Source organism: Eubacterium coprostanoligenes (assembly GCF_900167205.1).
Lineage (GTDB): Bacteria > Bacillota > Clostridia > Oscillospirales > Acutalibacteraceae > Eubacterium_R > Eubacterium_R coprostanoligenes.
The window spans coordinates 65,339-78,367 of sequence record NZ_FUWW01000002.1; the positions used below are offsets into that span (position 1 = coordinate 65,339).

General features: G+C 39.7%; 15 protein-coding genes. 12 read left to right on the top strand and 3 right to left on the bottom strand.

Going from position 1 to position 13,029, the window contains the following annotated elements:
• Window positions 1-119 precede the first annotated feature (119 nt).
• The 10 genes from B5D29_RS01055 (at window position 120) to glnA (ending at window position 9,281) form a co-directional block, all read left to right on the top strand.
• Window positions 120-1,469, top strand: a complete 1,350-nt coding sequence (locus B5D29_RS01055; RefSeq protein WP_078767721.1) for a CHAP domain-containing protein — start codon at window positions 120-122, stop codon at window positions 1,467-1,469.
• A gap of 230 nt (window positions 1,470-1,699) precedes the next feature.
• Complete coding sequence (locus B5D29_RS01060) at window positions 1,700-1,957, top strand: hypothetical protein (RefSeq protein WP_078767722.1); 258 nt, start codon at window positions 1,700-1,702, stop codon at window positions 1,955-1,957.
• A gap of 127 nt (window positions 1,958-2,084) precedes the next feature.
• Window positions 2,085-3,365 (top strand): fibronectin type III domain-containing protein, encoded by a 1,281-nt coding sequence (locus B5D29_RS01065; RefSeq protein WP_078767723.1) that lies wholly within the window; start codon window positions 2,085-2,087, stop codon window positions 3,363-3,365.
• Between the two features lie 161 nt (window positions 3,366-3,526).
• Complete coding sequence (gene rpsU / locus B5D29_RS01070) at window positions 3,527-3,703, top strand: 30S ribosomal protein S21 (RefSeq protein ID WP_022258953.1); 177 nt, start codon at window positions 3,527-3,529, stop codon at window positions 3,701-3,703.
• Between the two features lie 62 nt (window positions 3,704-3,765).
• On the top strand, window positions 3,766-4,200 hold the full coding sequence (aroQ, locus tag B5D29_RS01075; RefSeq protein WP_078767724.1) for a type II 3-dehydroquinate dehydratase: 435 nt from the start codon (window positions 3,766-3,768) through the stop codon (window positions 4,198-4,200).
• A gap of 37 nt (window positions 4,201-4,237) precedes the next feature.
• Window positions 4,238-4,795 carry an elongation factor P gene (gene efp / locus B5D29_RS01080; RefSeq protein WP_078767725.1) on the top strand — a complete coding sequence of 186 codons (558 nt, stop codon included), beginning with the start codon at window positions 4,238-4,240 and terminating at the stop codon, window positions 4,793-4,795.
• 69 nt (window positions 4,796-4,864) lie between these two features.
• Window positions 4,865-5,296 carry a CD1247 N-terminal domain-containing protein gene (locus B5D29_RS01085; protein ID WP_078767726.1) on the top strand — a complete coding sequence of 144 codons (432 nt, stop codon included), beginning with the start codon at window positions 4,865-4,867 and terminating at the stop codon, window positions 5,294-5,296.
• Window positions 5,297-5,441: 145 nt separating this feature from the next.
• A complete protein-coding gene (locus B5D29_RS01090) occupies window positions 5,442-6,518 on the top strand; it encodes a calcium/sodium antiporter (protein WP_078767727.1) in 1,077 nt (358 codons plus the stop codon).
• Between the two features lie 21 nt (window positions 6,519-6,539).
• On the top strand, window positions 6,540-7,748 hold the full coding sequence (locus tag B5D29_RS01095; protein ID WP_078767728.1) for a CapA family protein: 1,209 nt from the start codon (window positions 6,540-6,542) through the stop codon (window positions 7,746-7,748).
• Between the two features lie 189 nt (window positions 7,749-7,937).
• Entirely contained in the window at window positions 7,938-9,281 is a 1,344-nt protein-coding gene (gene glnA / locus B5D29_RS01100; RefSeq protein WP_078767729.1) for a type I glutamate--ammonia ligase, read from the top strand.
• Between the two features lie 60 nt (window positions 9,282-9,341).
• Here glnA and B5D29_RS01105 read toward each other — a convergent pair whose 3' ends face one another.
• Window positions 9,342-10,154, bottom strand: a complete 813-nt coding sequence (locus B5D29_RS01105; RefSeq protein ID WP_159443366.1) for a Cof-type HAD-IIB family hydrolase — start codon at window positions 10,152-10,154, stop codon at window positions 9,342-9,344.
• A gap of 124 nt (window positions 10,155-10,278) precedes the next feature.
• On the opposite strand from B5D29_RS01105, the gene B5D29_RS01110 reads away from it, so the two are divergent.
• Complete coding sequence (locus tag B5D29_RS01110) at window positions 10,279-11,649, top strand: glycoside hydrolase (RefSeq protein WP_078767731.1); 1,371 nt, start codon at window positions 10,279-10,281, stop codon at window positions 11,647-11,649.
• On the top strand, window positions 11,642-11,821 hold the full coding sequence (locus B5D29_RS01115) for a hypothetical protein (protein WP_078767732.1): 180 nt from the start codon (window positions 11,642-11,644) through the stop codon (window positions 11,819-11,821). Before B5D29_RS01110 ends, B5D29_RS01115 begins: the two co-directional genes overlap by 8 nt.
• Window positions 11,822-11,857: 36 nt before the next feature.
• Here the strand turns inward: B5D29_RS01115 and B5D29_RS01120 are convergent, their stop codons facing one another.
• The gene (locus B5D29_RS01120; protein WP_078767733.1) at window positions 11,858-12,187 is read right to left on the bottom strand and encodes a branched-chain amino acid transporter permease; all 330 of its coding nucleotides are present in this window, start codon (window positions 12,185-12,187) and stop codon (window positions 11,858-11,860) included.
• Complete coding sequence (locus B5D29_RS01125; RefSeq protein ID WP_078767734.1) at window positions 12,187-12,891, bottom strand: AzlC family ABC transporter permease; 705 nt, start codon at window positions 12,889-12,891, stop codon at window positions 12,187-12,189. The genes B5D29_RS01120 and B5D29_RS01125 overlap by 1 nt, the downstream gene beginning before the upstream one ends.
• Between the last annotated feature and the right edge of the window lie 138 nt (window positions 12,892-13,029).

The following is a 13,029-nucleotide window of genomic DNA, read 5'->3' on the forward strand; positions in this document are numbered from 1 at the left end:
AAAATCAATATCAAATTGTAAATAATGAAAATACGGTTGATTTTTGTCAGGCGTGCAGTTATAATTAAAACGGTAAAAATAAATTTTATGTCTAATTATATATTTTTAATGGTGGATTTATGAAAAAAATTATTAAAGCAATATCTGTTTTGCTTGTTGCGGTGATGATGTGCACGGCGTTGCCTATGAACGCAACTGCCGCATCGGTTCATGATATGCAAAACGAAGTGCTTGATGTTGCCAACGGTGAGGTTGGATATACAGGTACGAGTAAATATTGTAAGTACGGCGAATGGCTTGGCTATCAAGGCGGATGGTGCACAACTTTTGTGCTTTGGTGCTTCAATAAGGCGGGCGAGAACCTCGGAGTTTCAATGTATAAGAGCATTGTTCCGAGCGGCGGCAACTGTAATTCTATGATTAGTTGGTACAAAAATCGTGACAGATACTACACTCGTGAATCCAGATACACTCCGAAAAAAGGTGACTTGATATTTTTCGATTGGTCGGGTAACGGCTCAAGCCAGCATGTCGGCTTGGTAGATTATATTGACGGCTCAACGGTTTATACGGTTGAGGGTAACTGCTCCGGCAAGGTTAAGGCAAGGAAATACACCACTTCAGGCTCAAAGCCGTACAATAATGTGTCGGCAATTATGGGCTATGGTGTTCCTGATTATTCATCTGTTGCAAATGGTGGTTCGTCAAAACCTACCACAACAAAAAGGGCTACTACCACCAAAAAGCATAAAACTACCAAAAAAGTTATAACAACCAAAAAGGTCACTACAACAAAGAAGGTGACCGCCACTAAAAAGGTTACCTCGGAAAAAACTACCACAGCAAAGGCTAAAACCACAAAGCCGTCTGCTCAAAAGGTGACAACAACACAGGCAACTACTGCCCCTACAACCGCAAAGCAGGAAATTTCAACAAAGAAAAAGAAGGAAAAAACAAAGAATGTTCCGGCACAGGATATGGAACTGTATGCTTCAACCACAGATCTTGAAGTCGGCGACAGCGTCAAATTGGGATACACATTAGAGCCTTTGAATTCAACTGCGGTTATTGGATATTTCTGCGATGAGGAGGGAATTATTCAAATCGAAAACGGCGGTGTAATTAAGGCTATCGGCGAGGGAACGGCAACAGTTGTTGTTTGTGCAAATGATGAGATATACAGACAGTGCGATTTTACCGTTTCGTCAACTTCAACGGATGTAACAAGACAAAAAACTGCTAACGATTATGTTGAGGAGCTTACAACCTCAACTCATAACATTGAAAAAACCAAAGAACAAAAACTCAACGAAATCGGAATTAATGTTCAGAGATTAAAAAACAATGATGAGTATTATTACATACCGCTTGCAATTTGCGGAGCAACGGTTGTGATGGGACTCCTTGCCTTTGTTATCAGAAAAGCAGTTAAGAAAAAAGAGGACAAAGAGAACAAAAAACAGAAATAAGAATTTGGCTTGATTATCTTAAGGATATTGGCAACGATAATGCCCGTGAAAACTTATGACAATAGTGCCCGATTATAAACCGTCAAGCAACTGATTTTTGCAAAAGTTTCGCATATTTCTTAATTATAAAAAACATCTTTACATTCCTGTTTTGTTGTGATACGATAACAGTTGCGAGTGAGTTCGCAATAACAAAGGGGGAAGCGGAGAAATCTTCGCAGAATTTTAAGATGTATGTAAATTTGGGAAAGGTGTCAACCAATGACGAGGTTATTATTAACACCGAAAATATCAGTAGAATTTATAAAAAAGGTGTAAATCTTAACAATATGGTTTCGCATCCTTTTAAGTATTCTATATATATGAATGACGGTAAAAACCTTGAAATCAGCCTTACTCCAAGCGACAACAGAGTTTTTCTTCAGTTGCTTGAGGATATTGATTATAAGGAAATTGATTTGAATAATGCACAAATCCAATTGTTTTAAATTAATACTATATATAAGAACGGATTTTGGGGTACACAAGCAGTGTGCCCCTTTGATTTTTTGATGTTAATTTGACCTTTTCGACTTTTTGTGCTATAATATTTTGGATTTTCGATAGGAGGGTATTATGAAAAAGGTTATTTCAATTCTTTTATCAGTGATTATTGTGGCATCATCTGTGTTCGGAGCATCTTTTGCCTATGCAAACGGCACTGCAACGGACAAATTAGAAGAAATACAAAATATGCCCGGATTTGTTCCCGGTGAAAATTCAATAATTCAGCGTAATTGCTACGGCTTTGTGTCCGAAGTTTGCAAGAAACTTTATGGCGTTCCTTATGCAGAAGGTTTGTATAATAATTATCAGGTGAAGCATAATAGCGGCAACTTCACCACCTCGGATACTTTCACATCAAAAAAAACAATTCCCGATGCGGAATTTGTTGAAGATGTTATCAATTTCTTTGTTACAAATGCAGTTGCGGGCGATATTGTGCACTATGGTGCGCTCAACAACGCTTCAAGAAAAACTCACACTGTTGTTATTCAGTATATTGATTCAACAATGATGAAGATATATCACTCGAATTATTCAACATCCGAATATAATTCCAATATGTGCCATATTGACACGATTTATTGGCAGAGTATGAAAGAGTATCCGACTCGCTCAATCTATAGTGATGACGACACTCTTTATTCGCTCAATGCAATTTTTTACAGCACTATGAAAGTGTCAAATTCAGGCGGTATCGGTATCAGTATCAGCCATTTTAAAAATTACGACAGCCTTTATACAGCAATCGTTCCTGATGTTGATATGCCGGGCGAAGAACCTGATGTTTCAGCCGATAAACTTGAGGTTACCGGTTTGACGGTTACAGGTCAGGCTTGCAGTAAGATTGATTTTGAATGGGACGATGTCAGCGAGGCGACAAAGTATTTTGTTGCGGTCGATAATCAAACAAAGGGTACAAGTTTCAGCAAAACCGTTACGGATTCGGAAACTAATATTGCAGGTCTTGATCCGGGCAATGTTTATGAAATTAAGGTGTGCGCTTATTCGGGAAATTCAAAGGGTGATTATTCAACTCCTGTTATAACTGCATCAAAGCCCAAAAAAGAGGCTGTAAGATCGGCTTATTCTTCAGGTTCAAGAAAAATTGTGACAAAATGGAAAAAACTTTCGGGTTCTTGTACAGGTTATCAGCTCCAGCTTTCAACAAGCAAGAACTTCAAGTCGGGCACAATCACAAAGAACATCAATAATAAGAATAAACTTTCTTATACAAGAAAAAATCTTAAAAAAGGAAGCAACTATTATATCAGAGTTAGAGGCTACACTTCATATGACGGTCAGAAGATTTACGGAACTTGGAGTACTGTTAAGACTGTCAGATGCCTATAAAACCCCTGATATGCACGACTTTTTTAGTATTTTGTGACAAATTGTGATTTTTTCAAATTTAATTTTACAAAATACTTGACATTACAGCAGTAATTTATTATAATCTTTGCGATATATGAAATTTATCAAATAACCCCCGATGGTCGGAGGGAGGGAATACAGTGAGTCAGGTAAAAGTTAAGGAAAATGAATCTCTTGACAGCGCACTTCGCAGATTTAAGCGCCAGACTTCTCGTGATGGCATCATCCAAGAGGTTAGAAAAAGAGAGCATTACGAAAAGCCTTCAGTAGCTCGTAAAAAGAAGAGCGAAGCTGCTCGTAAGAGAAAGTACAAATAAGAGTACATAAAAGAGTGACAGTCTGTCACTCTTTTTTAAAATTCTGTAGGGAGAATTGTTGTATGAAAATTTTGGTTTTGAACGGTCCTAATCTCAATATGACCGGAATCAGAAAAACAAATGTTTACGGTGCACAAACACTTGATGACATAAATAACGAACTCAAAGCCTATGGCGAAAGCAAGGGTTGCGAGATGTATTTTTATCAGTCAAATCACGAGGGCGCACTCATAGATGTTATCCATGAAAGCAAAGATAAGTACGACGGCGTAGTTCTCAATGCAGGTGCTTATACACATTATTCATACGCCATTCGAGATGCTATCGAGGCTGTTGCGGATTTCACTCCGTTTGTGGAGGTTCATATGAGCGATATACACAAAAGAGAGGATTTTCGCAAAATTTCTGTTATAACCGATGTTTGTGTAAAGCAAATTTCAGGTTTTGGCAAAGATAGTTACAAAATGGGTATTGATTTATTGTGCGAAATATTATAAAATATAAAAGTAAAATTATATACGGAGGTATAAATTAATGATTAGTGCAGGCGATTTCCGAAACGGAGTTACCTTTGAAGAGGACGGCAATGTATTGCAGGTTATTGAATTTCAGCATGTAAAGCCGGGCAAGGGTGCCGCTTTCGTAAGAACAAAGACAAAGAATGTTATTACAGGCTCTGTAGTTGAAAAATCATATAACCCAACTGCAAAGTTCCCAACTGCTTATATTGAAAGAAAAGATATGGCATATTCATACAACGATGACGGATTGTATTACTTTATGGACAACGAAACCTTTGATATGGTTCCTGTTGCAGAGGCAGATTTGCCTGATTCATTCCGTTTTGTAAAGGAAAACGATGTGTGCAAGATTTTGTCATACAAGGGCAAGGTATTCGGCGTTGAGCCACCAACATTTGTTACACTTGAGGTTACTGCAACTGAGCCTGGTGTCAAGGGCAACACTGCAACAAACACTCTCAAGCCGGCTACTGTTGAAACAGGCGCTGAAATCAGAGTTCCTCTTTTCATCAACGAGGGCGATATGATCAGAATCGACACAAGAACTTGTGAATATATGGAAAGAGCATAAGTTTTTCAGTTATTTGCTTATCAAATATTTGCATAAATAAACCATTCAACTAAACGAAAGGAATTAATTATGGAAACATCAGAAAGCTTGGGCTATCTCAAGGGCCTTATTGACGGTCTTGATTTGGACTCTAACAAAAAAGAAACAAAGGTATTCAAAGCAATCATTGACGTTCTTGAAAATCTTACAGAAGATATGGAAGATATGACAGAAGGTCTTGAACTTGTCGGCGAGCAGATTGACGCTGTTGACGAAGATTTGGCTGACCTTGAAGAATTCGTTTATGATGATGACGACTGCGATTGCGGTTGCTGTGATGATGACGATGAAGAATATGAGGTTGAATGCCCTACATGCCACGAAAAGATTATGGTTGATATGGACACAATCGAAGAAGGTAAGTTTGAGTGCCCTAACTGCGGTGAAGTTTTGGAATTCGATGTTGAATTCGATGACGATGACGAATGTGACTGCGATTGCTGTGATCACGATCACGAATAATAAATAATTAAAAGACGCGCGGATTGGGCTTCCGTCCGGCGTCTTTTTTTATCAGTGGGATATAGAATTGTATAGATTATGTATTATATGCTGTTTTGAGTAATAATATATAACACAGGATATTTGGAATGGGGATAAATTAAATATGGAATTTTTGTCAAATTTTTTTGAAACGGCAAATATGGGTATAGTTGTTGCCCTTTTTGTTGTTGGTTTGATTTTTATCATCAAGGGTGGCGACTGGTTCGTTGACAGCGCAAGCTGGATTGCAGAAGTGCTCGGCGTGCCGAAGTTCATCATTGGTGCAACCATCGTTTCTATTGCAACAACATTGCCTGAAATGATTGTTTCAATTGTTGCAACCGCAGACGGTAAGGTTGATATGGCGTCAGGTAATGCAGTCGGTTCGGTAACCGCTAATACGGCTATGATTATGGGTATATTCATTGTGTGTATGCCTTTTGCCGTAAAGAGAAAAGAGTTCGCACCAAAGGGTCTTATGATGCTCGGTGCAGCCGTTGCTCTCACACTCGGCTCTGCTCTCACAGGTCTTATCAAAGTGCCCGGTCTTGAGGGTGAATACCACACACTTTCAACTGTTGGAATGATTGCTCTTTTTGCTATTTTCATTGCTTTCTTTATCGAGAACTTTGTTTCAATGAAGAAAAGCTCTGTTCAGATTGAGCCTGACCCTCACGGTATCGGTTTGCAGGAAGAGGACGATGTTGTTCCTTCAAAGGGAACTGCCACAGGCAAAGAATGGGCAAAGAATATTGTATTATTTGTTGTTGGTGCAATCTGCATCGTTGTCGGCGCACAGCTCCTCATCAACGGTGGTACAAGAATCGCAAAAGAAATGCACATCAGCGAAAGAGTAATCGGTGTAATTGCTGTTGCAATCGGCACATCTCTTCCTGAACTTGTTACAACAATCACAGCTCTTCGTAAGAAAGAGGGCGCACTTTCAGTCGGCAACATTCTCGGTGCAAACATCATTGACCTTGCACTCATTCTTCCTATTTGTTCATTTGTTTCTATGGGCAAGGGACAGGGCGCTTTGGTTGTTTCAACCGGCTCTGTATTTGATATGATTATCTGCGTTGTTGCAGTGTCAATCACAGTTATTCCAACATTGTTTACTAAAAAGCTCCAGCGTTGGCAGGGTATTGTATCTCTCACAGGATACATTGCATATGTAGTTTACACCTTCGTTGCAGCGTAATTTGATTTTTGGTGATTTTTTATGGCTAAAGAGAAAAAACAACCAAACAGCAATCTTTTGGGTATAATAATTCCTATCTGCATTGCAATTGCAGTTGTTATCGGACTTGCAATCAGTGGCAAGGTCACTTCAAACAGGGATAAGGTTAATCCTACCGTAACTGCCACAAAGCCGGTTGTGTCAGAATCGGTCACAGAACCGCAGGATGCAAAGGTAACTATCGTTGCCGTGGGTGATAATCTTATTCACAACACCCTCATTGATGCAGGCAAGCAGGATGACGGAAGTCTTGATTATTCCGCTTTTTATGAGAATATTTCAACATATATTAAGTCGGCGGATATTGCTTGCATAAATCAGGAAACTATGCTTGGCGGTAAAGATTTTGAATATCAGGGCTATCCTATGTTCAATACTCCTTGGGAGGTTGGCACGGCGGCCATCAACGCAGGCTTTGATGTTTTCACTTGTGCAACAAACCATTCGCTCGATGTGCAAAAGTTTGCAGGAATCGAAAAAGAATGTGAGTTCTTCAAAAATCATCCGGAGGTTGTTCATATCGGTACAAACAGTACCGAGGAAGAATACAACACCGTTACATATTATGAAAAGAACGGCATAAAGTTTGCACTTCTTAATTATACCTATGGCACAAACGGAATCTCTATTCCGGAGGATAAGCCGTGGTGCATTGATATGCTCGATGAGGATAAAGTTAAGGCTGACCTCAAAAAGGCTCGTGCAAATGCAGATTGCGTGATTGTGTTCCCTCATTGGGGCACAGAAAACAGCCACGAAATCAACGACCTTCAAAAGAAGTATGTCAAGATTTTTTCAGACGGCGGTGCGGATATTGTCATCGGCACTCATCCTCATGTGCTTCAACCTGTTGAGTGGGTAACAAATGAGGCTACCGGCAAAAAGATGATTGTTTATTATTCTATCGGCAACTTTATTTCTCACCAAACAAATCTCAACCAAATGTGTGGTGGAATGGCGGAACTTACCGTTGAACGAATTGACGGCAAAATTCAGGTGACTTCCGCACAGCTTGCTCCTGTTGTTGATTTTTATCGCAACACAGGCAACGGCTACAAGTTCTCTGTTTACAGATTGTCTGATTATACAGATGATATTGCTTCCGAACATGCGAAAGACGGGGCAAGCGTAAAGTATTTCACAAATCTTTCAAAGAAAATTATCGGCGAGGAATTTTTAGACTTAAATTGACCGTTGTATAGTTTTAACAAAGAGCGTGATCGAATTATGATTTTAACCGTTTCTTTTTACAAAGTTGAATAATTCTTTCAAAAGTTGTTGACTTTAGCGATTTGCGGGGATATAATGACATTGGTTGAACAAAGGCGTTCCGATTTTTCGGAATGCCTTTTTTTATGAACATTGAAAGGAGTATTTATGATGAGTAAATACACAAAAGAGCAAATTCTTAAGGAAGCAAAAGAAAATGGCGTACAGTTTATCAGACTTCAGTTTACCGACCTTTTCGGTATTATGAAGAATGTGGCAATCACATTGTCACAGCTTGAAAAGGCACTTAACAATGACTGTATGTTTGACGGCTCATCAATTGACGGTTTTGTTAGAATTGACGAGTCTGATATGTACTTGCATCCTGATTATGATACATGGGCTATTTTCCCTTGGAGAAAGCACCTTAATGCACAGACAGCAAGACTTATTTGCTCTGTGTATAAGGCAGATAATGTAACTCCGTTTGAGGGCGACCCAAGAAATGTGCTTCAGAAAGTTATTGACGAGGCGGCAGAAATGGGCTACGGCTTCAATGTTGGTCCTGAATGTGAATTCTTCCTCTTCAAGCTTGATGAAAACGGTGCACCTACTCTTGAAACAGGTGATGAGGCCGGTTATTTTGACCTTAACCCTATTGACCATGGCGAAAACTGCCGTCGTGATATTTGCCTTGCACTTGAAGAAATGGGCTACACAATCGAGGCTTCTCATCACGAAGTTGCACAGGGACAGCACGAAATTGACTTCCAATTTGGCGATGTTATGACCTCTGCCGACAGAGTTATGACCTTTAAGCATGTTGTAAAAACATATGCAACAAAGCACGGACTTCACGCAACCTTTATGCCAAAACCTGTTGAGGGAATCAACGGTTCAGGTATGCACACAAATATGTCACTTTATGATTTAAAGACAGGCAAGAATGTGTTTGACGACCCAAGCGGTGAACTCGGACTCAGCGAAACCGCTTATGCGTTCATCGCAGGCATTATGGCTCATGTAAAGGCTATTGCCGCTGTTTCAAACCCAACCGTAAATTCATACAAAAGACTTGTACCGGGCTATGAAGCACCGTCATATCTTGTTTGGTCAACTTCAAACCGCTCCGTACTCGTTCGTATTCCTGCTTCTCGTGGCAAGGGCACAAGAGTTGAACTTCGTTGTCCTGATCCTGCTTGTAACCCATATCTCGAAATGGCACTTTGCCTTGCAGCAGGTCTTGACGGAATCAAAAAGGGCATGAAGCCTGCTCCTGCGTTTGACGAAAATGTATTTGACCTTTCGGATGCAGAAAGAAAAGAACTTGGCATTGATTGCCTCCCTGGCTCTCTTGAAGAAGCTATTAGCGCTGCAGAAGCAGACCCATTCATCAAGGAAACTCTCGGCGACCATGTGTTCAAGAACTATATCGAGGGCAAAAAGGAAGAATGGAATTCCTACAAAACCTCTGTTTCACAGTGGGAAATCAATAGATATATGATTAACTATTGATATATCCAAACTTAAAATTTTGCAAAAATAAAACCTTATCGGCTAATCCGATAAGGTTTTTTATGTACCAATAAGGTTTTTTAATGCTTTCAGCACGCCTTGGTTGTTGTTGGTGTCGGTGATGATGTCGGCTTGTGCTTTGACTATGTCGCCTGCATTGCCCATAGCTATCGCCGTGCCTGCCTTGTCCAAAAACTGCAAATCGTTTTCGCCGTCACCAAATGCGATAACTTCTTCAAGTTCGATTTTCAGATGATTACACAGCATTTCAAGAGCAGTGCCTTTGTCTGTTCCGCCTCTGGTAATTTCCAAAAATCTGTCGGCAAGCATACAATATTGAATACCGATTATTTTGTCGGTCTCTGCCTTGATTTTTTCTCTGTCATCACTGTCTTTGCAGATTATAAAAACTTCGTCAGCTTCTGCGTTTTTGTCATCAAACAAGGTCATAAGATTGTCAACCTGTTTTCGTGATGAAAAAATATAGTCGCCAAGCACAGTGCCTGTGTAAACCTCTTTGTAGTGGTCAAAAACATATTTTTCACAGTAGCCGTAGTGATTCAAAAACACTTCAAAAATCGCACCTGTCTGTTTAACGGATTCAATAACTCTTTTGCTTGTTGCGTTGTCCATTGCAAGTGAAAAGAGTGTTTCGTTTGTGGAATTCAAAACGGTTTTTGAGCCGTTGTTGGCGATAATATAGTCAACACCTTTGATGTTCCTTACACAGTCGGGAATTCCGCTGAGCGGTCTGCCTGTAATCGGAACAATGTGCACGCCGTTTGCAGAAAGCGTTTCGAGATATTCTTTTGTTTGAGCGTCTACGGATTTGTCGTCCTTGAGCAAAGTTCCGTCCAAATCCAAACCTATCATTTTATATTTCATATGTTCATTATACAAAATTTTTGACAATTTGTCTATTTCAATTGACATTTTATTATGTAAAAATTATACTGTTTTTGTAATTATATTGTTTTTTTGCGGCAAAGGAGATAATATGAAAATAAATCTTAAAGAGGCAGAAAAACTTCACACCTTAAAAGGATGGGGAACTTCTGCCTGTTGGTGGAGTCAGGCTTGCCCAAAGGGCGAAACTGCGGATAAAATCGCACACTTGCTTTACGACAGTGACGGGCTTAATCTTAATATATATCGCTATAATATCGGTGGCGGTACCGATATGAATAATTATAGAGTTGAAAATCCGTGGAGGATAACGGAAAGCTTTTTGCAATATGACAGAGAAACAGAAAAATTCAACTGGGATTTTTCAAAAGATTCAAACGCTGTTAATATGATGAAAAAGTCGCTTGAACTCGGCAATATCGACACTTTGATTTTGTTTGCAAACTCACCGCATTATTCACAGTGTTCAACGGGTCAGGCTTCCGGAAGTTTTCTTTACAGTACCTGCAATATACCGAAAATGAATTACAAAAAGTTTGTTAATTACATTCTTGATGTTGCACAGCATTTTCTCGATGAAGGTTACCCTGTAAAGTACATCAGCCCAATTAACGAACCACAGTGGAAGTGGGGCGGTCCTTTTGTTTGGCAAGAGGGCTGCCACTATGAAACCGAGGAACTTGTTGAGATTTTCCGCATGTTTGCAGAGGAGATAATTTTGAGAGATATGCCGGTCAAACTTTACGGACCTGAAAGCGGACAGTATCTCGGCAAAACTCCCGAATATCTTGCAGCGCTGACAGCTGATGAAATGATAATGAAAGTGCTTGATGTTTTTGCCGTTCATTCTTATCACAGCGATAACCGACCGGAGGAAAGATACGAATTTAAGGAACTGTGCGTAGATACTTATCCGTCGCTTCGCTTTGATATGAGCGAATGGTGCGAACTTCCAAACAAAAGCCACACAAAGGATTTTAAGGGAGCGCTTATAACGGCAAGAATTATCGGTCAGGATATTGTTTATTCGGGTTGCGTTAGCTGGACATCTTGGGTTGCTGTTAATAATTTCTCGATTAAAGAGGACGGATTTGATTATTCGGACGCTATGATTACCGCTGACTTTGATTTTTCCGATTGGTATGTGGCAAAAAGATATTATGGGTTTGCCCATTTTTCAAAATTTGTTCCCGTTGGTTCAGTTGTGCTTGATTTCGGGTTTAGACCGAGTGAGGATAACAACGATTTCAATGTGTTTGCATTTTTGACTCCCGATAACAAAACCGTGCTTGTTGCCGTAAACGAGGGCGAAAATCAAAGCGTTACTATTGATGGTGATTTTTATACGATGCAAATAATCACTTCGGTGCAAGACGATGAACTGAAAGAAGTTTACAACGGCGAATTTAAAAATCAAATAGAAATCGGTTCTGACTCTATTGTTACGGTGGTTGTTGAATAATGCGCAGGCAAATCTTCTCCGTGCTCTTGGAAACAGCGTAACACCTATTGTGTTTTTGGTGGTGTCGAGCGTTTGCAATATCGTTCTTGATGTGCTGTTTATAAAAGTGTTTGGAATGGGAGTAAAGGAAACTGCACTGGCAACTGTGATATGCACCTTCAAAAGTGTCTAACTTTTGGGGTGCATATCAATTGAACAAGTCCTTTTGTTATACAAATACATAGTGGATGAGTAGCATATACGAGATTGTGCCGGCAGAAATGCTGATGAGAATATTGCGTTTCCACAGGTGTACAATTACGGTCAAGGCAATTGAAATCAGCTGTGGTGCAAGGATTTTCATATCAAAAGTGTAGCCGTCTTTTATGCAATAAATAATCAGCACACCGATAATTGCAGGGGGCATAATGTTGCCGAGGTATTTTACGATTTTTGGCACTTCACGCTTGCCAAACACGGCAAACGGAATGAGTCGGGTTGAAAAGGTGACCACACTTGCAACAAGAATGGTGATTATTAGTTGAGAGGTAGAAAGCATCACATTACCTCCTTTTTGTCATCAAGCAGAGGTTTCATACCGAGCAAAAGTGCCACGGTAATAATCAGACTTGGAAGCAAAAATTTGTCCGGACCGAAAATAAAGAGGCAAACAAGTGCACAGATAATCCCCAAAAATCCGGGCAATTTTGATTTTGACGCAAGAATTTGGTCGAGGAAGATAACCACAAAAAGCGCCGTCATAGAAAAATCAATGCCTGTGAAGTCGATTTTTATCAGCTGACCTGCAAGGTTGCCGATTATTGAACCGACAATCCAATACATATGGTCAAATATGCCAATCAAAAATCTTGCGTCACCTTCGTCAACATCCTTTGGAGTTGTGTTGAATGAAGTGTTGACCCCGTAAGTTTCGTCTGTGAGTGAAAAAATCAGTGACGGGTATCTCCAACCGTAGCTTCTGAATTTTTCTATAAAGCTCAAGCCGTAAAATATGTGTCGTGAATTTACAAAAAATGTCATCACTGCAATGCTTGCCAAAGAAGCGTGCGAGGCAATCATTGACACGAGCAAAAGCTGACCCGAGCCTGCATACACCAAGAGGGAGATGACTATTGCCCAAATCCAGTTATATCCGATTTCGTACAACGAAATGCCAAATGCCGAGCCTAAAAATAAATAGCCGAACAGTACGGGCAAGGACATTTTGAATGCAAATTTTATTGTTTTTGTTTTGTTTTTCATTTGGTTTGTTGTTGTCCTTGATTGATTTTGAATATTTTAAAAGCAAATTGATTCTACATCAACGAGGTGAGGATGTCAACACAGTTTGAATAAAATTTGAATAAAATAAAAATAATTTTGTTGTATTTTATGTCTATT